Origin of the sequence: Sphingomonas sp. CARO-RG-8B-R24-01 (assembly GCF_022662295.1) — a bacterium.
GTDB lineage: Bacteria > Pseudomonadota > Alphaproteobacteria > Sphingomonadales > Sphingomonadaceae > Sphingomonas.
Genome location: NZ_JAKNQI010000001.1, coordinates 338641 through 361145 on the forward strand (window position 1 = coordinate 338641; position 22505 = coordinate 361145).

The 22505-nt window shown below is 65.0% G+C and carries 24 protein-coding genes; 6 read left to right on the forward strand and 18 right to left on the reverse strand.

Annotated elements, in window-relative coordinates; translation table 11 throughout:
• Positions 1-49: 49 nt before the first annotated feature.
• Positions 50-1465, reverse strand: a complete 1416-nt coding sequence (gene ahcY / locus L8G49_RS01485; protein WP_242182017.1) for an adenosylhomocysteinase — start codon at positions 1463-1465, stop codon at positions 50-52.
• A 204-nt stretch (positions 1466-1669) separates the two neighbouring features.
• Positions 1670-2230 carry a YqgE/AlgH family protein gene (locus L8G49_RS01490; RefSeq protein ID WP_242182810.1) on the reverse strand — a complete coding sequence of 187 codons (561 nt, stop codon included), beginning with the start codon at positions 2228-2230 and terminating at the stop codon, positions 1670-1672.
• A 122-nt stretch (positions 2231-2352) separates the two neighbouring features.
• On the opposite strand from L8G49_RS01490, the gene L8G49_RS01495 reads away from it, so the two are divergent.
• The 4 genes from L8G49_RS01495 to L8G49_RS01510 all read left to right on the forward strand — a co-directional run bounded on the left by L8G49_RS01495 (position 2353) and on the right by L8G49_RS01510 (position 5430).
• Positions 2353-2832: a peroxiredoxin gene (locus L8G49_RS01495; protein ID WP_242137207.1), complete on the forward strand. Its 480-nt coding sequence runs from the start codon at positions 2353-2355 to the stop codon at positions 2830-2832.
• Between the two features lie 88 nt (positions 2833-2920).
• Positions 2921-3169: a hypothetical protein gene (locus tag L8G49_RS01500; RefSeq protein WP_242182019.1), complete on the forward strand. Its 249-nt coding sequence runs from the start codon at positions 2921-2923 to the stop codon at positions 3167-3169.
• Positions 3170-3459: 290 nt separating this feature from the next.
• Positions 3460-4917 carry an AMP nucleosidase gene (locus L8G49_RS01505; protein ID WP_242137209.1) on the forward strand — a complete coding sequence of 486 codons (1458 nt, stop codon included), beginning with the start codon at positions 3460-3462 and terminating at the stop codon, positions 4915-4917.
• 60 nt (positions 4918-4977) lie between these two features.
• Positions 4978-5430: a hypothetical protein gene (locus L8G49_RS01510; RefSeq protein WP_242182021.1), complete on the forward strand. Its 453-nt coding sequence runs from the start codon at positions 4978-4980 to the stop codon at positions 5428-5430.
• A 160-nt stretch (positions 5431-5590) separates the two neighbouring features.
• On the opposite strand, the gene L8G49_RS01515 is transcribed toward L8G49_RS01510, so the two are convergent.
• The 13 genes from L8G49_RS01515 to L8G49_RS01575 all read right to left on the reverse strand — a co-directional run bounded on the left by L8G49_RS01515 (position 5591) and on the right by L8G49_RS01575 (position 16932).
• Entirely contained in the window at positions 5591-7426 is a 1836-nt protein-coding gene (locus tag L8G49_RS01515; RefSeq protein WP_242182023.1) for a M2 family metallopeptidase, read from the reverse strand.
• A gap of 54 nt (positions 7427-7480) precedes the next feature.
• Entirely contained in the window at positions 7481-8242 is a 762-nt protein-coding gene (locus tag L8G49_RS01520; RefSeq protein ID WP_242182025.1) for an alpha/beta fold hydrolase, read from the reverse strand.
• Positions 8223-8669 (reverse strand): GFA family protein, encoded by a 447-nt coding sequence (locus L8G49_RS01525; RefSeq protein ID WP_242137213.1) that lies wholly within the window; start codon positions 8667-8669, stop codon positions 8223-8225. Before L8G49_RS01525 ends, L8G49_RS01520 begins: the two co-directional genes overlap by 20 nt.
• Positions 8666-9076, reverse strand: a complete 411-nt coding sequence (locus L8G49_RS01530) for a type II toxin-antitoxin system VapC family toxin (protein ID WP_242182027.1) — start codon at positions 9074-9076, stop codon at positions 8666-8668. The genes L8G49_RS01525 and L8G49_RS01530 overlap by 4 nt, the downstream gene beginning before the upstream one ends.
• Positions 9073-9318 carry a hypothetical protein gene (locus tag L8G49_RS01535; RefSeq protein ID WP_242137215.1) on the reverse strand — a complete coding sequence of 82 codons (246 nt, stop codon included), beginning with the start codon at positions 9316-9318 and terminating at the stop codon, positions 9073-9075. Before L8G49_RS01535 ends, L8G49_RS01530 begins: the two co-directional genes overlap by 4 nt.
• A gap of 41 nt (positions 9319-9359) precedes the next feature.
• Positions 9360-10388, reverse strand: a complete 1029-nt coding sequence (locus tag L8G49_RS01540) for an aspartate-semialdehyde dehydrogenase (protein WP_242182030.1) — start codon at positions 10386-10388, stop codon at positions 9360-9362.
• Positions 10389-10449: 61 nt separating this feature from the next.
• A complete protein-coding gene (locus L8G49_RS01545; protein WP_242182032.1) occupies positions 10450-11166 on the reverse strand; it encodes an MgtC/SapB family protein in 717 nt (238 codons plus the stop codon).
• 150 nt (positions 11167-11316) lie between these two features.
• Positions 11317-13551, reverse strand: coding sequence for a DPP IV N-terminal domain-containing protein (locus tag L8G49_RS01550; protein ID WP_242182034.1), 2235 nt, complete (start codon positions 13549-13551; stop codon positions 11317-11319).
• A 93-nt stretch (positions 13552-13644) separates the two neighbouring features.
• Positions 13645-15000, reverse strand: coding sequence for a DUF418 domain-containing protein (locus tag L8G49_RS01555; RefSeq protein ID WP_242182036.1), 1356 nt, complete (start codon positions 14998-15000; stop codon positions 13645-13647).
• Positions 15001-15166: 166 nt separating this feature from the next.
• Positions 15167-15559: a 50S ribosomal protein L19 gene (gene rplS / locus L8G49_RS01560; RefSeq protein ID WP_010164172.1), complete on the reverse strand. Its 393-nt coding sequence runs from the start codon at positions 15557-15559 to the stop codon at positions 15167-15169.
• Between the two features lies 1 nt (position 15560).
• Positions 15561-16292, reverse strand: coding sequence for a tRNA (guanosine(37)-N1)-methyltransferase TrmD (trmD, locus tag L8G49_RS01565; protein WP_242182038.1), 732 nt, complete (start codon positions 16290-16292; stop codon positions 15561-15563).
• A complete protein-coding gene (locus L8G49_RS01570; protein ID WP_242182040.1) occupies positions 16289-16663 on the reverse strand; it encodes a type II toxin-antitoxin system VapC family toxin in 375 nt (124 codons plus the stop codon). The genes trmD and L8G49_RS01570 overlap by 4 nt, the downstream gene beginning before the upstream one ends.
• Positions 16660-16932: an AbrB/MazE/SpoVT family DNA-binding domain-containing protein gene (locus L8G49_RS01575; protein ID WP_242182042.1), complete on the reverse strand. Its 273-nt coding sequence runs from the start codon at positions 16930-16932 to the stop codon at positions 16660-16662. Before L8G49_RS01575 ends, L8G49_RS01570 begins: the two co-directional genes overlap by 4 nt.
• Positions 16933-17014: 82 nt before the next feature.
• Here L8G49_RS01575 and L8G49_RS01580 point away from each other — a divergent pair, with 82 nt between their 5' ends.
• Positions 17015-17920, forward strand: a complete 906-nt coding sequence (locus L8G49_RS01580) for an NAD(P)/FAD-dependent oxidoreductase (RefSeq protein ID WP_242182044.1) — start codon at positions 17015-17017, stop codon at positions 17918-17920.
• A 203-nt stretch (positions 17921-18123) separates the two neighbouring features.
• Here L8G49_RS01580 and rimM read toward each other — a convergent pair whose 3' ends face one another.
• The 3 genes from rimM to ffh form a co-directional block, all read right to left on the reverse strand.
• A complete protein-coding gene (gene rimM / locus L8G49_RS01585; protein WP_242182046.1) occupies positions 18124-18600 on the reverse strand; it encodes a ribosome maturation factor RimM in 477 nt (158 codons plus the stop codon).
• The gene (rpsP, locus tag L8G49_RS01590) at positions 18600-19067 is read right to left on the reverse strand and encodes a 30S ribosomal protein S16 (RefSeq protein WP_242137224.1); all 468 of its coding nucleotides are present in this window, start codon (positions 19065-19067) and stop codon (positions 18600-18602) included. Before rpsP ends, rimM begins: the two co-directional genes overlap by 1 nt.
• Positions 19068-19129: 62 nt before the next feature.
• The gene (gene ffh / locus L8G49_RS01595; protein WP_242182048.1) at positions 19130-20623 is read right to left on the reverse strand and encodes a signal recognition particle protein; all 1494 of its coding nucleotides are present in this window, start codon (positions 20621-20623) and stop codon (positions 19130-19132) included.
• Between the two features lie 223 nt (positions 20624-20846).
• Between ffh and L8G49_RS01600 the strand changes: the two genes are divergently transcribed.
• Positions 20847-22493 carry a bifunctional diguanylate cyclase/phosphodiesterase gene (locus tag L8G49_RS01600; RefSeq protein ID WP_242137226.1) on the forward strand — a complete coding sequence of 549 codons (1647 nt, stop codon included), beginning with the start codon at positions 20847-20849 and terminating at the stop codon, positions 22491-22493.
• The last annotated feature ends 12 nt before the right edge of the window (positions 22494-22505 follow it).

The window sequence follows — 22505 nt, forward strand, 5'->3', positions numbered from 1 at the left end:
CGAAACGCCGGGCCTTTTCTAGCACGATTCCTCAACCCTTGGCCGGGTCTCAGTAGCGATAATGATCCGGCTTGAACGGACCCTCGACCGGCACGCCAATATAATCGGCCTGCTTCTTGGTCAGCTGAGTCATCTTCACGCCGAGCTTCTCGAGGTGCAGCGCTGCGACCTTCTCGTCGAGGTGCTTGGGCAGGACGTAGACGTCGTTCTTATACTGCTCGGGGTTGGTGAACAGTTCGATCTGCGCCAGCGTCTGGTTGGTGAAGCTTGCCGACATCACGAACGACGGGTGGCCGGTCGCGTTGCCGAGGTTCACCAGACGGCCCTTGGACAGGATGATAATCTGCTTGCCGTCGTCGAATTCGACGAGATCGACCTGCGGCTTCACTTCGGTCCACTTGTAGTTCGACAGTGCCGAGATCTGGATCTCGGAGTCGAAGTGGCCGATGTTGCAGACGATCGCCATGTTCTTCATCGCGCGCATGTGGTCGGCGGTGATGACGTCGGCGTTGCCGGTCGCGGTCACGAAGATGTCGGCGCGAGTCACGGCCTCTTCCATCGTCACGACCTCGAAGCCCTCCATCGCCGCCTGCAGCGCGCAGATCGGATCGACTTCGGTCACGAGAACGCGGGCGCCGCCGTTGCGGAGCGACTGCGCCGAACCCTTGCCGACGTCACCGAAGCCCGCGACCGTGGCAACCTTGCCAGCAAGCATCACGTCGGTGCCGCGACGGATCGCGTCGACCAGCGATTCCTTGCAGCCGTAGAGGTTGTCGAACTTCGACTTGGTCACGCTGTCGTTGACGTTGATCGCGGGGAACGGCAGCTCGCCCTTCTTGGCGATCGCGTACAGGCGGTGCACGCCGGTCGTGGTCTCTTCCGACACGCCCTTGATGTTCTTGACGGTCTCGGTGAGGTAGCCGGGCTTCTTCGCGATGAACGCCTTGACGGCGCGCTGCATCTCGACTTCTTCCTCATTCTCGGGCTCGGCGAACGAATGGCCGGCCTCGAGCTTGGCGCCCCAGAGCGCGAACATCGTCGCGTCGCCGCCATCGTCGAGGATCATGTTGCAGGTCTGGCCAGCACCATCGTCCCAGTCGAAAATCTTGCCGACATAGTCCCAATAATCCGCGAGGCTCTCGCCCTTGATCGCGAACACCGGCACGCCCGACGCGGCGATCGCGGCAGCGGCATGGTCCTGCGTCGAATAGATGTTGCACGTCGCCCAGCGGACGTCGGCACCGAGCGCGGTCAGCGTCTCGATCAGAACGGCGGTCTGGATCGTCATGTGGAGCGAACCGGTGATCCGCGCGCCCTTGAGCGGCTTGGTCGTGCCGAATTCCTCGCGCAGCGCCATCAGGCCGGGCATCTCGGTCTCGGCGATGTTGATCTCCGCGCGGCCGTAATCGGCGAGGGTAATGTCTGCGACGACATAGTCGGTCGGCTTGTCGAGAACGGTGGCCACGGGGCATCTCCGGTTGAGTTGATGCCCGCGCCTTTAATCGCGATTGCGGCTCGGATCAAATATAAAGATGTCTTTATATGTGGGGTATTGGATCGGCAGTAGCGCGTGCCGACGTGGCGGCCCCGGCCGTCGCCGGGGTGACGCGCGCAGTTGCGTCACCCCGGCGAAGGCTGGGCCCGCCGCCTTATCGACAAGACTTCAAGATCACGCGTTCCCCGCCCCGCTGACCAGCAACCGCGGATCGATCCCGGCCCCACCGAACGCGCGTTCCCAGCGATGGTCGGCCTCCGCATCATACAGGATCGAAAGATCGCCCGGCGTGCTGAACCAGCCATGCCGCGTCATTTCCGAATCGACCTGCCCCGGCCCCCATCCGGCGTATCCCAACGCGACGACCCAGCGCGACGGCCCGGTGCCCGCGGCGATCGCCCGCAACACGTCGGTCGTTCCCGACAGCGCCCACAGGTTCGCGACCCCGACCGTATCCTGCCCGCCCCAATCCTGGCTGTGGACCACAAAGCCGCGCCGCGGCTCGACCGGTCCGCCGATATGCACGGCGGCGTTCGGCGCCACCCCGGCATCGATTTCGAGCTGGTCCAGCACGGCGTGCAGCCCGACTCCCGGCAAGGTCGCGCCGATCCCGATCCCGAGGGCACCCTCCTCGTCATGCGCGCACATCGCAATGACCGCGCGGTCGAAGCGCGGATCGCCAATCCCGGGCATCGCCAGCAGGAACTGGCCGGTCAAATATGTCGTCGACTCCATCATCCGGTATCATAGGCCGGCTCCGGTACGGTCGCCACGCTTGAAATTTCCACTCGTTCGGACGACGTACCGCCCTGCCGTTCCCCAATCCCGGGTCGGAGCGGCGGCATCAGGAGATTCCCATGACGATCACCGTCGGCGACCGCGTCCCCACCACCATGCTTACCAAGGTCACGCCCGATGGCCCCGACCAGGTCAGCTCGGACGATTTCTTCAAGGGCCGCAAGGTCGCGCTCGTCGCGGTTCCCGGCGCGTTCACGCCGACCTGCTCGGCGCGCCACCTTCCCGGCTTCGTCGACAAGGCGGCAGAGCTGAAGGCCAAGGGCGTGGACGAGATCGCCTTCACCGCGGTCAACGACGCGTTCGTCATGGGCGCCTGGGGCAAGGCGAGCGACGCCGGCGCCATCACGATGCTCGCCGACGGCAACGCCGATTTCGCCAAGGCGGTCGGTCTGACCTTCGACGGATCGAAGTTCGGCATGGGCGAACGCAGCCAGCGCTATTCGATGCTGGTCAACGACGGTGTCGTCGAGCAGCTCAACGTCGAGGCCCCCGGTGAATTCAAGGTTTCGTCGGCCGAACATCTGCTGAGCGAAATCTAACGCACGATGAACCGAGTGCGGCGGCGGAACACCGCGCGCCGCACTTCGTTTCCTTCGCGTAATGCATTCCATGCGAAGGGAGCTCCTCATGACTGATACGATCAAGCAAGCCACCGACACCGCGCAGGATCTTGGCAACAAGGCCGCTGACGAGGTGAAGAAGGTGGTCGATCCGTCGATCCTGACGCAGGCGCAGGAAGCGGTCACCGACGCGTTCAACGCGACGGTCGAGGCGGTCAAGGAACACCCCGTCGCGACGGCCGCGATCGCCACCGGTGCCGCCGCCGCGGTCGCGGGCACGGTCTACGGCGTGAAGAAACTGCGCGGCGGCGAATAACCCGTCCCGTCGCCTCGCCGAAAGCCGGGGCGGCGGGTTCACCGCCTGTCGCCGCAGCACCCTCGGCCTCCCGCCCGGAGACCACGGTCGAGGTCTGTTCGTGCTCCTGCGAAAGCAGGAGCCTAGGATCAAAGCAGAAGCACGTCGTTCTTCTGCTTGGGCCCAGCCCCCTGCCTTCGGAAGAAAATGGCGGCAGCGTCCCGATCGGCCCAACTGCCCACCTCCGCCGTGAGGACGCTAGGTCCTCCATCGGTCTTGCCAGTGTAACGATCCGCCCTTAACCGCTGATCATGACGCAAGCATCCGACATCGTCGCCGAACTCGATCGCCTGTATCGCGCTTCGGTCGAGCGGCTCCAGGCCGCGCTCACCGCTTATATCACCACCGGCGCGCCACCCGCCCCCGAAAGCCGGACGGATGGCAGCTTTGCCTATCCCGAGATCCGCCTCCAGTATCGCGGCGGCGAGGATCGCCCCGTCCCCGCGCGGTCGTTCGGTCGCCTCGTCAGCGAGGGCGCCTATGCGATCAGCGTCACCAAGCCCGCGATCTTCGCCGACTATCTCACCGAACAGCTCACGCTGCTGATCGAGGATTATGACGTCACGGTCGAGGCGGTCCCTGGGCGGCAGGAAATCCCCTTTCCTTATGTGATCGATCCAGGCCACGCGCTCAGCCTAGACGCAGTTTCTGCGGTCGACCTGTCGCGGCACTTCCCCGCGACCGAGCTCGCGCATATCGGTGACGAGATCGCGGACGGGCGCTACGCGGTGCTCAACGGTGGGCCCCGCCCGCTCGCGCTGTTCGATGGCTTGCGCACCGATTTCTCGCTCGCACGGTTGCGGCACTATACCGGCACCCCGCCCGAGCACGTCCAGCGCTACGTGCTGTTCACCAATTACCATCGCTATGTCGACGAATTCGTCCGCTGGGCGTGCGCGCAGCTCGAACCGCAGGCGGACGGTACGCCGAGCCGCTATACCGGCGTCTCGGGCGCGGGCGGCGTGCTGATGCGCGCGGGCGACGATGTCGAGGCGATGCTCGCGGATACCAGCGCGTGGCGGCGGCACCAGATGCCCGCCTATCATCTGATGGCGGCGGACGGCACCGGGATCACCTTGGTCAACATCGGCGTCGGTCCCTCCAACGCCAAGACGATCTGCGATCATCTCGCGGTGCTCCGCCCCGAGGCGTGGCTGATGATCGGCCATTGCGGCGGGCTGCGCCCGAGCCAGCGGATCGGCGACTATGTCCTCGCGCACGCCTATCTGCGCGACGATCATATTCTCGACGACGTGCTCCCGCCCGAAATCCCGGTCCCGGCGATCGCCGAAGTCCAGTTGGCATTGGCGCGCGCGGCGGAGACGGTCTCGGGCCAGACCGGCGACGAGCTCAAGCGCCGCCTGCGCACCGGCACGATCGTGACGACCGACGACCGCAACTGGGAGCTGCAATATTCGCGCTCCGCCTTGCGCTTTTCGCTGTCGCGCGCGGTCGGGATCGACATGGAATCCGCGACGATCGCGGCGCAGGGCTATCGCTTCCGCGTGCCCTATGGCACCTTGCTGTGCGTGTCGGACAAGCCGCTTCACGGTGAGTTGAAGCTGCCGGGTCAGGCCAACCGCTTCTACGAACGCGCGATCAGCGAGCATATGCGGATCGGGATCGAAGCGTGCGAGGAGTTACGGCGCGAAGGCAACAAGCTTCACTCGCGCAAGCTGCGCGCGTTCAACGAGCCGCCGTTCCGCTAGGCGACGGACACCGCGCCCCGCTGACGCGTTCGGACGACGTAACGATTCAAGGAACATACGATGGCCCAGCCACCGAAGAAGCCGACCGACGACGAAACCGACGCGACGACGCCGGTCAAGCCCCCCAAACCCGCCAAGCCGGCAAAGCCTGCGGGCGCGAAGGGCAGCGGGCCCAAGCCGCCCGCCCCGCGCAAGCCGGCCAAGCCGCGCACCGCCGCGAGCCGTCCGGTGACCGGCGGAAAGGGCGCGCTCAAGCCAAAGCCGGTGGCGAACGATACGGACACCAAGGTTCCGGCCCCCGCCGCCAAGCCGCGCTGGACCACCGCCAAGATCGTCGGCGGCGTCGCGGCAGTCGGCGCGGCAGCAGCAGCCTTGTTCGCGCTCCGCGGCAGCACGCCCGCGGCGCCGAAACCCAAGCCGAAGCCGGTAAAGGGCGCGCATCAGGCCGACGGCAGCGATTCGAGCAAGTCGTTCGAGGCGGGCATCGCCGACGAGGGCACGATCCCGAACTGAGTGCGCGCCTCCCCCTTTATGCACTTCCCCGGCGAAGGCCGGGGCCCAGTAGCGAGACCGAAGATGGCGGGCGCTTGTGCTCGAATACCTCGGACATCTCGACTGGTCCCCGGCCTCCGCCGGGGAAGCGCGCTTTAAAACAACCGAGCGCCGCTACCCCTCACCAGCCCGACGGCTTCCCCTTGTTCTGCTTGTCGAGCCACGCCTTCAGCGGCGCAAAATACGCGACCATCGCCTGCCCCGACATCTCACGGCTGCCGGTGAACGTCTCGAGCGCATCCGGCCACGGCTTCGACTGCCCCATCGCCAGCATCGCGTTCAGCTTATCGCCCACCGCCTTGTTGTCGTAGAACGAGCAGCGATGCAGCGGCCCCTTCCTGCCCGATTGCTTGCATGCCGCCTGATAGAATTGGAACTGGAGCAAGCGCGCGAGGAAGTAGCGTGTGTACGGCACGCTCGCGGGCACGTGATATTTCGCCCCCGGATCGAACCGCGTCTCGTCACGCGCGACCGGCGGGACGACGCCCTGATATTTGAGCCGCAGGTCGTCCCAGCCCTTTTCATACTGGGTCGCGGGGATCGCGCCCGAGAACACGCCCCAGCGATATTTGTCGATCAGCAACCCGAACGGCAGGAACGCGACCTTGTCCATCGCCTGGCGGAGCAGCAGCCCGATATCCTTGTCCGCGCTCGGCACCCTCGACTGATCGAGCAGCCCGATCCGCACCAGATAATCGGGCGTGATCGACAAAGCGACGAAATCGCCGATCGCTTCATGGAAGCCGTCATTCGCGCCATTCTTGTAGAGGAATGGCTGCGCATTATAGGCGCGCTGATAGTAATTATGCCCCATTTCGTGATGGATCGTGACGAAGTCGTCGCCATTCACCTTGGTGCACATCTTGATGCGCAGGTCGTTCATGCTGTCGACGTCCCACGCCGACGCGTGGCAGATCACCTCGCGGTCGGCGGGCTTGACGATCTGCGAGCGCGCCCAGAACGTGTCCGGCAGCGGCTTGAACCCGAGCGAGGAATAGAACCTCTCGCCAGTCTTGAACATCTTGACCGGGTCATAGCCCTTGGCCTTGAGCAGATCGCCCGTATCGTACCCGACATCACCGGCACCCGCAGGCGCGACGACGTCATAGATGTTACCCCATTCCTGCGCCCACATGTTGCCGAGCAGATCGGCGCGGATCGGGCCGGTCTTCGCCTGCACCGCATCGCCGTATTTTTCGTTGAGTTTAGAACGCACATAGGTGTGGAGCGCGACATACAACGGCTCGACCTGCTTCCACAATTTGTCGGTCAGCGCGGCGAACTGGTCGGGCGCCATGTCGTAGCCCGAGCGCCACAAGGCGCCGACATCGGCATAGCCGAGCTCCTTGGCGCCCTGATTGGCGATGACGACCTGACGCGCATAGTCCTTGCGCATCTGCGCGCCGACGTTGTCATGCCAGCTGACCCACATTTCCTTGGACTTGGCGGGATCGCGGACCGATCCCATGGCCGCCTCGATATCGCTGCCGTTGATCGGCTTGCCGTCGAGCGTGCCCTTGCCCTTGCCATATTCGGACGACATGCGCGTCACGATCGTCGCCAGCTCGGTCGCGGCGCCCGGCGTGGTCGGCGCGGGCAGCGTCAGCCCGTTGCGAAGCAGGTCAATCTTGCGCTTGGTATCGTAGGACAGCCCCGGAATCCTGGCGTATTTCGCGGCTTCGAGCGCATATCTGACCGACATTTCGGTGCCTTCTGCGCCGAACTTGGCGGCAATCGCGTCGGTATCGTCGGTAATGAACGTCTCGTTGATCCAGGCGACCTGCTGCGCAGGGGTCGAGAAAGCCTCGAGCGCCTTCTCCGCGCGCGCTACAAAGGCATCGGCGGCGACCGGGGTGACGGTTTCACCGGTTGCCACAGTGGGAGCGCCCTCGCCCGCAAACGCAGGCGTAGCACCCAAGGCCAGAACGATAGACAGTGCCGCGAGACTGGTGCGCACGATGTGACTCCCCCGATAGTTCGCTCAGCAGATTGTGCCGCACGGGCACATTAATCAAGCAACCAGAAAATCGGCGATCGTGCGGCCAAGCTCGGGCTTCAGCACCGCGCTCATGTGATTGCCCGGAATGCTCGCATAGCGCCCGTCGGGCAGCGCCGCGGCGAGTGCCTCGCCAGAGCCATTGTCGTGATCATCCACCCCGTTGACGACGAGCACCGGCGGCCGGATCGTCGCCAGCGCCTCAGGCGGCGTATCGACGAACGTGTCGAGCACCCGCAGCAACGCGCGCGGATCGCCCTTGGTGGTCTTGAGAAACGCCTCGGTCAGCCATTCGCTCGTGCCCTGCTTGAAGCTGCCGAGGTTGGTCAGGACGTTATGGAAATAGCCGCCGCGCCCCTGCGTATGGACGATCCCGTCGAGCCCCATCCCCGACACCGCCACCCGCCGCGGCGTCGCGCCGTTGACGAGCATCCGCATCACCGTCCGCCCGCCGAGCGAATAGCCCGCAAGATCGTAATCGGTGAGGCCGAGGTGCGCGACCAACGCAAGCCCGTCGCGCATCAGCACGTCGGGGGGATAGGAGGCCGCGTCGTGCGGCTTCGCGCTCGATCCATGCCCGCGCAAGTCGGGCATGATCACCCGGAAACCCGCGGCGGCGATCTTCTCGGCGTGGCCGTATTTGATCCAGTTGGTCGTCGCGTCGGAGAAATAGCCGTGGATCAGGACGACGGCGCGCCCCTCCCCCAATTCGCGCCACGCCAGCCGCGCACCGTCGACGCTTTCGAAAAACTGCGGTTCAATCGGGGAGTTTGCCAAGTGCCTTGATCCATCGATCTGCGGTCGACGGATTGTCCGCGACCCGCGTTGTCGGGAGATCCTTAGTGTCCAGCCATGCCGCGTGCCAAGTCTCGGGGGAGAAATGATGTCTCGGGACGAACCGCCCGGGCTCGTCGAAACTGCCGACCGTCAGGTCCATGGTCTCGCCCGGTTCGAGGAACTCGAACGTCAGCGGCGTGCCGCACGCGCTGCAGAAACCGCGCTGGGCGATGGGGGAGCTCCGGTAGCGATCGGGTTCGCGCTCCCAGGTGACGTTGGCGATCTTGACGTTCTTGAACGCGATCGACACCCCGCCGGTCGCGCGCTGGCACATCCGGCAATGGCAGAGATACGCGTCGTCGTTCTCGATCGCGACGCTGTAGCGAATGCGCCCGCATTGGCAGCCGCCGGTCATGGCCTCGGTCATGGCTTTGCTCCAAGCAGCAACACGGATCCCTTCAGCGCGTGATCCGCAACCTTACCGACGAACACCGCATCCGCCGTCAGCAATCGATCCCCCAACGCCTCGGCCGCTGCGAGATAGAGACAATCGTAGAACCCGTGCCGTAGCGCGATCGAAAGATCGAACGCGCGGCCCATGAACGGGGTGTCGTCGAACAGGGTCAGCAGGGTCGTCAAGCGCGCGAAGCGCTCGTCCGCTCCCTCCGCCGAGAGTTCGCCACGCCGAATGCACTTCGTCATCGCGTGACCCGTTTCGGAAAGGATCAACGTCGGTGCTAATAGAGATGCGCCAGAACCGATCCAGCGAATCGCCTGATCGCTGTCCGATTCTTCGACGAGCCATTTGAACGCGACACTCGCGTCGACGATCACTCGTCCCGTCCCTCGCGGATCAAGTCGACGCCAGGCGTCTGCGGCACGCCCGGAACTCGCGCGCGCCGACTCCAGTCTTGCATCTCGCGAACGATCTCGAGCTTTTCCGCGACGGTCAGCTGTGCCGCCTGATCGATTGCCGCCCGCGCGACGGCCTCGACCGAGGTTTTGCGCTCCCGCGCCAAAGTTTCCAGCCGCCTGATCGTGGCATCATCAATCTGGCGAATGAGGAGCTGTGCCATGCGCCGATGATAGCACGAAGCTATCATCGGCTCAAAGACCCTCAGTCCCCCTTGTTCAGATACCGCCGCCCGAGCAGCTCCGCGATCTGTACCGCGTTCAGCGCCGCACCCTTGCGGAGGTTATCCGACACGCACCACAGCGACAGCCCGTTCTCGACGGTCGAATCTTCGCGCACGCGGCTGATGAAGGTCGCATATTCGCCGACGCATTCGACCGGCGTGACGTATCCGCCGTCCTCGCGCTTGTCGACGAGCATCACGCCGGGTGCTTCGCGCAGGATCTTCTGCGCCTGTTCCGCCGAGATCTCATTCTCGAACTCGATGTTGATCGCTTCCGAATGGCCGACGAACACCGGCACGCGGACGCAAGTCGCGGTGACCTTGATCTTCGGATCGAGGATCTTCTTGGTCTCGACCACCATCTTCCACTCTTCCTTGGTCGACCCGTCGTCGAGGAAGCTGTCGATATGCGGAATCACGTTGAACGCGATCTGCTTGGTGAACTTCTTGGCCTCGGCGGAATCGCCGACGAAGATGTTGCGCGACTGCTCGAACAGCTCGTCCATCCCCGCCTTGCCCGCGCCCGACACCGACTGATAGGTCGCGACGACGACGCGCTTGATCTTGGCGAAATCATGCAGCGGCTTGAGGGCGACGACCATCTGCGCGGTCGAGCAGTTCGGGTTCGCAATGATGTTGCGCTTCGTATAGCCCGCGATCGCATCCGGGTTCACTTCCGGCACGATCAGCGGCACGTCCGGGTCCATCCGGTACAGCGACGAATTGTCGATCACCGTGCAGCCGGCGGCGGCAAAGCGCGGCGCGTGGAGCTTGGTCCCTTCCGAGCCGATCGCGAACAGCGCCATGTCCCAGCCGGTCGGATCGAAATGCTCGATATTCTGGACCTTAAGCTTCCTGCCCGTCTCGCCGAAATCGACTTCGTCGCCCTGGCTGCGAGACGATGCGACGACCGCGATGTCGTCGAGCGGGAATTCGCGCTCCGCAAGAATGTTGAGCATCTCGCGCCCGACGTTGCCCGTCGCGCCCGCGACCACGATCCTGTAACCCATGTAATCCTCCAGTTCGGAACGCGCCCGTAGCGTTGTTACGCCGGCACGTCCAATCGCTTTGCTAATCGTGCGTACGCGCCTGCCAGGTCGCATGCGTAATGCCGTGGACCTTTGCCAGATGGTCGGTCAGCGCGTCGAGTTCGCTCACCGCTATATTGGTACTGACGAGCTTCGCCACAATCTCGACCCGGTCCTCGCCGCGGTTGATCACGTCGAGCTCGGCGACCGGCAGCTGCGCGGCTTCCAGATGCTCGGCTAGCAGGTCCCCCATCGGCCCTGCCTCGGCGGCGTCGGTACTGATCGTCACGGTGTAGGTCGCCTCGACGTTGCGGCCTTCCAGCGGGATGCGATTGATCGCGTCGACCAGCGGGCGCAGCATCGTGTTGGCGAGGATGACGAAGCCGGTGAGCAGCACCGCCTCGGCGATCATGTCGCTTCCCGCGATCGCGCCGACCGCCGCCGAGCACCAGAGCGTTGCGGCGGTGTTGAGGCCGCGGACGTTCATCCCCTCTTTCATGATCACGCCCGCGCCGAGGAAACCGATCCCCGACACGACATAAGCGATGATCCGGATCGACTCGATGTCGCCGCCGAGCCGCTGGCCGAGATCGACGAACGCGGACGAACCAAGCGCGACCAATGCGTTGGTGCGCAGGCCTGCGGTGCGCTGACGATACTGCCGCTCCGCGCCGATCAGCGTGCCGAGCACGAACGCGACGAGATAGCTGACGACCGTGTCGAGGAACGGCCAGAGGTGGAAAGTGGTGAGGAACCGCATGATGATGGCCGCCCTAGCCGAGTTGTCTCGCTACGGCTTCCCCGGCGAAGGCCGAGGCCCAGGAGCGAAGGTGGAGGTAACGGAGCGCAGCCGCTCGCATTCTCTCGTGCCTCTCCTAGGCCCCGGCCTTCGCCGGGGAAGCGGGTTGGGTCACTTCGTCGGCTTGTCCTTCACGTTCCGATCGAGGAACGTCAGGATCGTCCCCCACAGATGCTCGCTGATCCCCGGCCCGCCGACGCGGTGGGTATAGCCCGGGTAGAACATCATCTCGAACGGCGTCGCGGTCGCCTGCATCCGCGCGGCGAAGGCGGTCGAGTTGGTGAACACGACATTGTCGTCCGCCATCCCATGGATCAGCAACAACGGATCCTTGATCGCAGGCGCCTTCCCCAAAGCATCCGAAGCAATATACGCCTGCTTGTCCGCGACCGGCGAGCCCATGTAGCGCTCGGTATAATGGGTGTCATATTGCTCCCATTGCGTCACCGGCGCGCCCGATACGCCCGCCGCATAGACCCCCGGGTTCGCCTCGAGCATCTTGAGCGTCATGTAACCGCCGTACGACCAGCCATAGATCGCCACCTTGGATGGATCGACGAACGGCTGGCTCTTGATGAACTTCGCCCCCGCAAGCTGGTCGGCGACCTCGACCGTCCCCATCGCGCGGTAGATGTGATCCTCGAACGCCTTGCCGCGATTGTACGAGCCGCGATTGTCGATCTGGAAATAGATATAGCCGTGCTGCACGAGGTACTGCGGCAACGCCCCGCCCCATCCGCGCGTGACCTGCTGCCCGGTGCCGGGGCCGCCATAATGCTGGAAGAAGACGGGGTATTTCTTGCCCGGCTCGAGCGGCGGGGTGATCATCTCATAATAGAGATCGGTCCCGTCCTCGGCCTTGATCGTGCCGAACTTGGTCTGCTGATGCGCCGCCAGATAGGGGTAATAAGGATGCCCCGGCACGACCGCATTCTCGTTGATCCACGACAGTCGCTTGCCGGCCGCATCCGCCAGATAGACCTGCGTCGGCTGGGTCGGGCTGGAGCGCGAGACGATCATCCGCGTCGCGGCTTCGTCCATCGTGCCGTTGTTCCACCAGCCCGCTTCGGTCAGCCGTGTGATCTGGTTTGGCTGCGCGATGTCGACCGAATAGAGATGCTGCTCGAGCACGCCATCCTTGTTGCCGGTGAAGAACAACCGCCCCTTGGCTTCGTCCACCCCGAGCAGGGATTGTACGATCCAGTCGCCCTTGGTCAGCGCAGTCCATTTTCCGCTCGCGAAGCGGTAGAGGTGGCCGAAGCCGGTCCGCTCCGAACGCCAGATGAGACTCCCGTCCTTCATCGGGCGATAGGCGTCGGACAGGTTGAGCCAGCTGCGCGTACCCGACTTCTCGGTGAACAGCACGGTCGCCTTGCCGGTCGCCGGATCGACCTTGAGCATGTCGAGCGTCTTCTGGTCGCGGCTTTCGCGCTGGACGAGCAATGCGCTGCCATCGGGCGTCCAGTCGACGCGGGCGAGATAGATGTCGGGGTTCTGGCCGAGATCGACCCTGACCTTCCCCGACCCGTCCGCCTTCATCACATACAGCGCAACCGCCACGTTGGGCGTTCCCGCAGCGGGATAGCGCTGGTCATACACCTTGGTCCCGTTCGCGCCGATCGCGGCGCGCGTGACCACGCCTACCGGAGCCTCGTCAAACCGCTCGACCGCGATGTGGCTGTCCTGCGGAGACCACCAGTATCCGGTGCGGCGGTCCATTTCCTCTTGCGCCACGAACTCCGCCTCGCCCCAATGCACCGTCCCGCCGCCATCGCTGCTGACGGCGCGCGCATCGCCGCCGCCGAGCGGCTGGACGAACAAATTCTGCCCGCGCACGAAGCTGACGAACCCGCCCTTTGGGCTGATGATCGGGTTGAGCGCGCCATCGCCCGGCGCGTTGGTCAGCCGCCGCGTGGCGCCGTCGAGGCCCGCCAGATACAGGTCGCCGTCGATCGGCACGAGGATTGTCTTGCAATCGGGGGCCCAATCGTACGCGACAATCCCCTTCGAACCCGCAATCCGCGCGCGCTCGCGCTGCATCTTCTCGGCTTCGGACAGTTCCGCGCCCGAGCCGACCTTCTTCGAATCGACCAGCATCCGCTCCTGCCCGGTTCGGGTGTCGCGCGCCCACAGGTCGAACCGCTCCTTCTCGTCGGCACGCGGGCGCAGCGACGTCAGCAACGTCCCATCGGGCGAGAGCTTGACGCCGCGCGGCTGGACGCCCGACAGATCGGGGCTGCCGAACACGGCTTTCAGCGTCAATTGGGTGGGGGCAGGATCAGCAGCCATCGCAGGTACCGCCACACAGGCGAGCATCACGCCCGCAAAAGCCCAAGTCGCCCGCATCCCGCATCTCCGCTCTCTCGATTGCCCGGCCCGACGATCGCGGGCGTTGCGGGCTTATCGCGACGCCGGCGGCTTGCGTAAAGGCCCTTGGCGTCAGGCGATTGCGCCGGCCCCTGTCCGGACATGGCGCCATTGCAACGCGCGTCGCTCGATCAGCGAACGCCACGCCCATTCGACCGGGGCGATCCGGAACCAGCGCATCCACAGGTTCGCGCCGATCAGCAGCACGCCGTTGACCAAGATCGCAGTCAGCATAAGGCCCGCCCAACTCATCCTGCCGTACCAAGCGAGCATGAACGGAGGGTACAGCACCCACAGACAGATCAGAGTCTGCGCGACATAAATCGACAAGGCCGTCCGCCCCGCTGCGGTGAATGGCCGCAACAGCGTCGCCCCCAGCGCGGTGGTGACGAGCAGATTGACCAACCCGACATGCCCCAGCGTCATCGCCAGCCGTGCGACTTCGCTAGTCGCCATGCTGATCTGCGGCGCGGCGGTAAAACGCGTGCCCTCATACGCTTCGAGCAGGCGCAACGGGACCCCGATCGCATAGGCCGCACCCGTCATCACCCCGTAGAATCGCACCGATCGCAAACCCTGCAGAACGCCGAGCCGAAACAGCCCCGCGCCGATCAGCATCGTCGCAGCAGCCTCCCATACGAACAGAAGTTCGAACCCCTGTTCCTCCATATACCTGAAAGTACCCCCTTGCTGCGCCGCCCAGGTCGCGAACGTCCCCGTACGCGCCTTGTCCTCGGCGACGATCCGGGCTCTGCTATCGCGCTTCAGCGTCGCGCGTTGCGTCCGCTGCTCCGCCTGGTCGGCCAGCACCGCCTGGTCTTCGCGCGTCAGCGGCGCGTGCGCATGCCGGTGTTGCTCGACGCGCTCCCGCGCGGACGCGTTGGTCCGGTCGACGCTGTAACTCATGCCGCCGCCGATCAGGAAGAACATGGCCATGCTCGCTCCCAGAAACAGCAGCGCGCGCGGGCGCAACTCGCGAAACAGGAACGCAACGAGAGCGGCGAGCCCATAGGTGTGCAGGATATCGCCGGGCCACAGCAGCACGAAGACGTGCACCAGGCCGAACAGGAACAGGATGACGTTGCGCGTGAAGTATCGCCGCAGCACCACCGATTCGTCGGCCTGCCGCGCAAGCCGCTCGGTCAGGATCACCATTCCCGCGCCGAACAGCATCTCCAGCATCCCGCGCGCCGTCCCCATCGCGAGCACTTCGCGGATCCACCAGACGATCTGATCCGGCATCGACCAGCCGAGATGCCGAATATCGTCGAACGACGCAGTCATCGACTGGCCCATGTCGTTGATGTTCATGAACAGGATCCCGAGGATCGCGATCCCACGCAGCATGTCCAGCACCGCGATCCGGGGCGCACCGTCCGGTTCGACGGAGATCGCGAGGGGGTCGACGGGACGGGGAAGCTGCGACATCGATGATCCCTCGGGTGGTTCGCCGCTCTTACCCGGAGGGCGTCGTGGTTGCACGATCAAGCGTGGGCATGCCGTCGCCCAACCTCGATGGCCATGCGATGCACACGAAAAAGGGCGCGGAGACGATCGTCCCCGCGCCCTGATTCTTCCACAAAACGCGCCGAGCTTATTCGGCTGCGGCAGTGCCCTTTGCAGGACGCGTGTCGCGACGCTCTGCGATACGCGCCGACTTGCCGGTGCGGCCACGCAGATAGTACAGCTTCGCACGACGCACCGCGCCCTTGCGGACGACGACGATGCTGTCGATGTTCGGCGAATACAGCGGGAAGACGCGCTCCACGCCCTCACCGAACGAAATCTTCCGTACGGTGAAGTTGCTGCCCATGCCCTTGTTCGAACGCGCGATGCACACGCCTTCGTAGTTCTGGACGCGGGTGCGCTCGCCTTCGACAACCTTCACGCCGACCTTGAGCGTATCGCCAGGGCGGAATTCGGGGATCTGCTTGGTTTCGAGAAACTTTGCAATGTTCTCGGCTTCGATCGTCTGGATGAGATTCATCTCATGCGTCCTTCGTCTGTCGTCGCGCGCCAGAGGGCGGTTGGACCCGAGCACCCTCATGGCGCTCCCACAGATCCGGCCGCCGTAGCCGTGTATCGGTCTCGGCCATGTGCTTGCGCCATGCCGAAATCCTCGCATGATCCCCCGATCGCAACACTTCGGGGATCGTGCGCCCTTCCCATTCAAATGGTCGGGTGTACTGCGGATATTCGAGAAGGCCGCTTTCGAAGCTCTCGTCATCACCGCTAGAAGCCGCGCCCATTACGCCGGGAAGCAGCCGAATGCAAGCGTCGAGCAGGACGAGCGCGCCCATCTCGCCGCCCGACAGGACATAATCGCCGATCGACACTTCCTCGATCGCGCGGGCTTCGAAGATGCGTTCGTCGAACCCCTCGAACCGCCCGCACAGCACGGTAACGCCGAGCCCCTGCGCGAGGTCACGGACGCGCGCCTGCGTGAGCGGGCGGCCGCGCGGGGTCATCGCCAGGATCGGCGCGCCGGTCGCGACACTGTCGATCGCTGCGGCAAGGACGTCGGCCTTGAGCACCATGCCCGCGCCGCCACCTGCCGGGGTCTCGTCGACGGTGCGATGCTTATCGCTCGCGAAGTCGCGGATGTTGCGCGCGTCGAGCGACCATTTCCCCTCCCCCAGCGCGCGGCCCGCGAGCGAGACACCGAGCGGGCCGGGGAACATCTCGGGGTAGAGCGTGAGGACGGTGGCGGCGAAAGTCATAGCGTCCAATTCTCTACGCGCAGATTGGGGATGTCGGCAAAGTCGCGTTCGTTGTTGGTCACGAGGGTCAGATCGAGCGCGAGCGCATGGGCGGCGATCAGGCGATCGAAACTGCCGCGCCGGAAAGGCAATTCGGCATAGTGACGCGCCGCCGCGGTGTCGAACGGGACTGGCGGGACGTCGCGTATGAAGGCTTCCAGGACCTTTAGGGGCGGCATCTTTCCGTTCCGGCTACCAAAGGCAATCTCGGCGAACGTAACGGAGGAAACCGCCAGATCGCCTTCGACACAATCAAGCACGCGGGCGCGAAGACGGTCCGCCTTCGTTGCTAGCAACAGAATGCAAATATTCGTGTCGAGGAGATAGATCACACCGCCGATGGCCAGTCAGGGTCGTCCCACGGTCGCGGGCTGTGGTCGAACTCGCGATCTTCCGGCGCAACGGGCGACAACCAGGGCAACGCCCCCATCCAGCCATCCCCGGAGATCTTTCGCTGCCTGTTCGCAGGCTCGAAGGTGAACGTGCCGCGATCTTCTCGGACGATCATTTCTGTTCCTTCGATCGCACCAAGCCCCTTCGGCAGCCGCACCGCTAATGAATTCCCCGATTTGAATACCTTGGCGCGATATTCCTGTGTCATGCCGATCTCCGTATATACCAAATGTATATACAGTCCGACAGATCGTCAAGGAACGATGCGACCGTGCAGACGTATCGCAAACATGGACGACTGCATCATCATCGGCGCCGGCCCCGCAGGCCTGACCGCCGCGATCTATCTCACGCGGTTTCACTTGCGGATCCGGCTGTTCGACTGCGGCAGCAGTCGCGCGGCGCTGATCCCGCGGACGCACAACCACGCGGGCTATCCCGGTGGTGTGAAGGGGACCGAGCTGTTGCGGTTGATGCTCGACCAGGCCGAGGAATTCGGTGCGGTGCGCGAGGCGGCCGAGGTGACCGAAATCCGCCCGACCGGCAACGACTTCGAGGTCCGCGTCGGCGACCGCGTCTTCCCGACGCGCTCGGTGTTGCTCGCAACCGGCGTCGTCAACATCCGCCCGGAGATGGACCGTGCGGTCCACGACGAAGCGCTGGCGCGCGGGCTGATCCGCTATTGCCCGATCTGCGATGGCTATGAAGTCACCGACAAGCGTGTCGGGGTGATCGGCACCGGCGACCACGGGATGAAGGAAGCGCTGTTCCTGCGCGGCTATACCCGCGACGTGACGCTAATCGCGCCGGGCGCACGGCACGAGCTCGACGATGCCTGCCAAGCGAAGCTGCAAGAGGCGGGGATCGTCCATGTCGACGGCCCCTGCTCGCCGATGCGGATCGAGGGGGAGCAGATGGTCGTGACGACGCCCGGCGGCGATCTGGCGTTCGACAGCGTCTATCCGGCACTTGGCTCCACCATCCGTTCGAAGCTCGCGGTCGCTGCGGGGGCGCGTGCGACGGGCGAAGGGTGCCTCGAGGTCGACGACCATCAACGCACCTCGATCCCGGGGCTGTTCGCGGCGGGGGATGTGGTGAAGGGGCTTGACCAGATCAGCCACGCGATGGGCGAAGCGGGCGTCGCCGCGACGACGATCCGTAATCTGCTGAATGAACGGCGGCCGATGCGGCGGTGATGGTGGAACGGCGGTGTGGCGGCGGGACGCTGAGGTGGCCCCCGGCCCCATCCGTCATTCCCGCGAAGGCGGGAATCCATTAGCACCGTCCCTCGCAAGTCATCACGGTCAGCCAGTATGGATCCCCGCCTACGCGGGGATGACGGTGATCTTAAGGAATGACGGCTACTTGAGAAATGACGGCGATTGGACGAATTACCCGCTCAGACGATAAACGCCCCGTCCACGACCACGCGCTCCGCGTTCCATTCGGGAACCGCGTCTACGTTCATCGGGATCATGAAGCGTTTCTTGTCGGGCCGCTCGATCTCGAGCACGTCGCCAGCACCAAAATCGTCGATTGCGACGACATGGCCGAGCGCCTCACCCTCCAGCGAAACCGCCGGCAGGCCGAGCAGGTCGGCGTGATAATATTCGCCCTCTTCCAGAGGCGGTAACGCAGAACGCGGCACGGTCAGTTCGGTCCCGCGCATCGCCTCGGCGGCGTTGCGGTCGGTGACTTCGGCGATCCGCGCGATCGCGCCATTGCTGCCGGGGCGCACCGACTTGAGGGTCAGTGCGCCACCGTTGAACGTCTTGTACTGCCCAAGATCCTCGGTGAAGACCTTGAGACGCACCTCCCCCGTCACCCCATGCGCGCCGATCACGACCGCGAGCGTGACGGGGGAGTCGCCGGACATCAGCCTTCTGCCGGTGCCGAGGCGCTCTCGCCTTCGTTGACGGCATCGTCGGTCGCTTCGGCGGCAGGCGCAGGCGCTGCGGCTGCTTCAGCGGCGGCTGCCGCTGCTGCTGCCTTTGCCTCTTCGGCGTCAGCGAGCTTCTTCTCACGCTCTTCCGCGCGCTCGACGGCCTTCTCGCCGGGCTTGCCCTTGTTCGGGTTGGTGCGCGCGGCGCGCTCACGGATGCCAGCCACGTCGAGGAAGCGTGCGACACGATCGGTCGGCTGCGCGCCGACGCTCAGCCAATGCTTCGCGCGGTCCGCGTCGAGCACGATGCGCTTCTCGTCGTCCTTGGCGAGGAGCGGGTTGTAGGTGCCCAGCTTCTCGATGAACTTGCCGTCGCGCGGGCTGCGCGCATCGGCAACGACGATGCGGTAATACGGACGCTTCTTGGAGCCGCCACGCGACAGACGAATGCTGATTGCCATTGTAGATTACTTCCTTCTTCTTCGGTCTTTAGTTTTGCCAGCGGCTTTTGGCCGCATGGCGATCACTTCTTCTTGAGCAAATTCTCGAAGCCCGGGGGGAGCTTCGTCTGGCCGCCGCCGAGGCCGGGAAGACCCCCGCCACCGCCGCTAAACATCTTGGACGGGTCGATCCCGCCGAGGCCACCAGCGCCGCCGTCTCCGCCGCCGCCCATGCCGCCACCACCACCAAACAGCTTGGCCATGCCCTTGAGGCCGCCCATCTTTTTGATCTTCTTCATGGCGGTCGCCATTTCCTGATGCATCTTCAGGAGCTTGTTGACCTCCTGCACGGTCGTGCCGGAGCCCTTGGCGACGCGGATCTTGCGCTTGGCGTTGAGCAGTTCGGGCTTGCGGCGCTCCTTGGGGGTCATCGACGTGATCATCGCGTCGAAGCGGACGAGGATCTTCTCGTCCATCGCGCCCGAGGCCATCGCCTGCTTGGCCTTGGCCATGCCGGGGATCATCCCCGCCAGCGCGCCGAGGCCACCCATGCGGCGCATCTGCCCGAGCTGCGCGCGCAGATCGTCAAGGTCGAACTCGCCCTTGGCGAGCTTGGCCGCCATCTTCTCGGCGTCCTCGACCTGGATCGCTTCCGCCGCGCGCTCAACGAGGCCGACCACGTCGCCCATGCCGAGGATCCGGCCCGCGACACGCTTGGGATCGAACGCCTCGAGCGCGTCGAGCTTCTCGCCCATGCCGGCGAACTTGATCGGCTTGCCGGTGACCGCGCGCATCGACAGCGCCGCACCACCGCGCGCATCGCCGTCCATCCGCGTCAGCACGATACCGGTCAGGGGCACCTGATCCGAGAAGTTCTGCGCGACGTTGACCGCATCCTGCCCGGTCAGCGAGTCGACGACGAGCAGGATCTCAGTCGGCTTGGTCACCTCGGCGACCGCACGCATCTCGTCCATCAACGCCTGGTCGACGTGGAGACGACCCGCGGTATCGAGCATCAGCACGTCGAAGCCCTGCAGCTTCGCCGCCTGCACCGCGCGCCGCGCGATATCGACCGGCTGCTGCCCCGCGACGATCGGCAGGGTCGAAACCTCTGCCTGCGTGCCGAGCACCGCGAGCTGCTCCTGCGCGTTCGGGCGGTTGACGTCGAGCGACGCCATCAGCACCTTCTTGCCCTGCCGCTTGGCGAGGCGCAGCGCGATCTTGGCGGTCGTGGTCGTCTTGCCCGACCCTTGCAGGCCGACCATCATGATGATCGCGGGCGGCGCGACGTCGAGTTCCAGATCCGACGCTTCCGCGCCCAGCATCTCGACCAGCGCGTCGTTGACGATCTTGACGACTTGCTGCCCCGGCGTGACCGAGCGCAGCACGTTCTGCCCAACCGCCTGCTCGGTCGCGCGATCGACGAAATCGCGCGCCACCGGCAGCGCGACGTCGGCCTCGAGCAACGCGACTCGAACCTCGCGCATCGCCGCACGCACGTCGGCCTCGGTCAGCGCACCGCGCCCCCGCAACCGATCGAACACACCGCCAAGACGGTCGCTCAGGCTCTCGAACATCCGAAAAAACCCTTCCAATTCAGCGCATTCACCGCGTAACGCAAAGAGCGCCGGCGGACGAAACCTCGTCGGCCGGCGTAGTCCCGCAGGACAGCCTTCACGCTTCACGGTGGAGCGATCGGTTTGTCCCTTACCGCAAGGCGTTCGTCGCTGCAACCCGGCGGGTTTAACGTCTCGTACATGGATGGCGTGAGATGGGCGTCCCGACGGGAGGCTGGCCTAAATGACGATACGCGACACAGATACCCGCAAGACCGAGGCACAGGACAGCCGCCCCGAACCCGCTCCCCGCAGCGACCTGGTCGGCAATGCGATCACCGTCGCTGCGATCCTGCTGTTCGTCGGGCTCGGCAGCGCGGCCCTGTCGAGCACGGTCCAGCAGCTGGTCGGAAGTCCCGTCCATACCGATCAGGCGCTGGTCATCGCATTGCTGCTCAACATCGCGTTGATACTGATCGGGTGGCGCCGCCACAGCCATCTGGCAAACGAAGTGTCCGTCCGGACGGCGGCCGAGGAACGCGCGCAGCATCTCGCCGCGCGGGATCCGTTGACCGGCTTCCTCAACCGCCGCAGCCTTGCCGAAGCGGGTGCCGCGATGGCCAGCCAGACCACGAGCCGGCGCAAGGCGATGGCATTGCTGCTGCTCGATCTCGACCATTTCAAGATCGTCAACGATCTGCACGGCCATGCGACCGGCGATGCACTGCTGATGGCGGTCGCACGCGAAATTGCCGACGCCATGCCGCCGCAGGCGCTGACCGCGCGGTTGGGCGGGGACGAGTTCGCCTGCGCCTTCACCTTCGATCCGCTTGATCCGATGGCGGTGGAACAGGTGGCCGAGACGCTCGTCGCCAGGCTTGCCAAGCCGTTCCAGGCCGACGGCATCCATCTGCACATATCGGCATCGGTCGGCATCGCGCGTTCGGACAACGCGACCGCAGGCTTCGACACGCTGATGCGATCGGCCGATACCGCCATGTACGCCGCCAAGAATGCGGGGCGGAACCGGTTCGCCTGGTTCGACAAGACGATGGAGCGCGAACGGAAGGCGCGCAGCGATCTCGAGGCCGAACTGCGCCTCGCAATTCCGCGGGGGGAAATCGTGCCGTATTTCGAACAGCAGATCGATCTGCTCACCGGGCGCCTGTGCGGCTTCGAAGTGCTCGCCCGCTGGGAACACCCCGTGCGCGGGCTGCTCGGACCGGATGCTTTCGTGCCCATTGCCGAACAGACCGGGCTGATCAGCGACCTGTCGCTCGCGATCATGCGGCAGGCGTTCCAGGCGGCGCGCGACTGGGACGCGGGGCTGACGCTGGCCGTCAACATCTCCCCGTTGCAACTGCGTGACGCGTGGATGGCGCAGAAGATCATCAAGGTCCTGACCGAAACCGGCTTCCCCGCCAACCGGCTCGAAATCGAGATTACCGAAGCGACCCTGCTCGACAATCTGACGCTGACGCAATCGATCGTCGGGAGCCTCAAGAATCAGGGGGTGCGGCTGGCGCTCGACGATTTCGGCACCGGCTTCTCCGCTTTGTCGCACCTGCGGGCGCTGCCCTTCGACCAGATCAAGATCGACCGCAGCCTCGTCCTGTCGATCGAGCAAAGCGCCGAGAGCACTGCCCTCGTCACCGCGATCTCGCGGTTGTGCGACAGCCTCAATCTGCAGATCATCGCGGAGGGGATCGCCGATGCCCGGATCGAGGAACGCCTGCGCGCGGTCGGTTGCGCCAAGGGTCAGGGGTTCCTGTACGGACAGCCGCTGAGCGTTGCCAACACACGCCGCCTGCTGGCGGAACGTCGCCTGCTGCAGATGCCCGTGCCCGGGATCATGGCCGTCTCCGATGCGGAGCGGCGTCGCAGCGCCTGATTTCGCGCGACC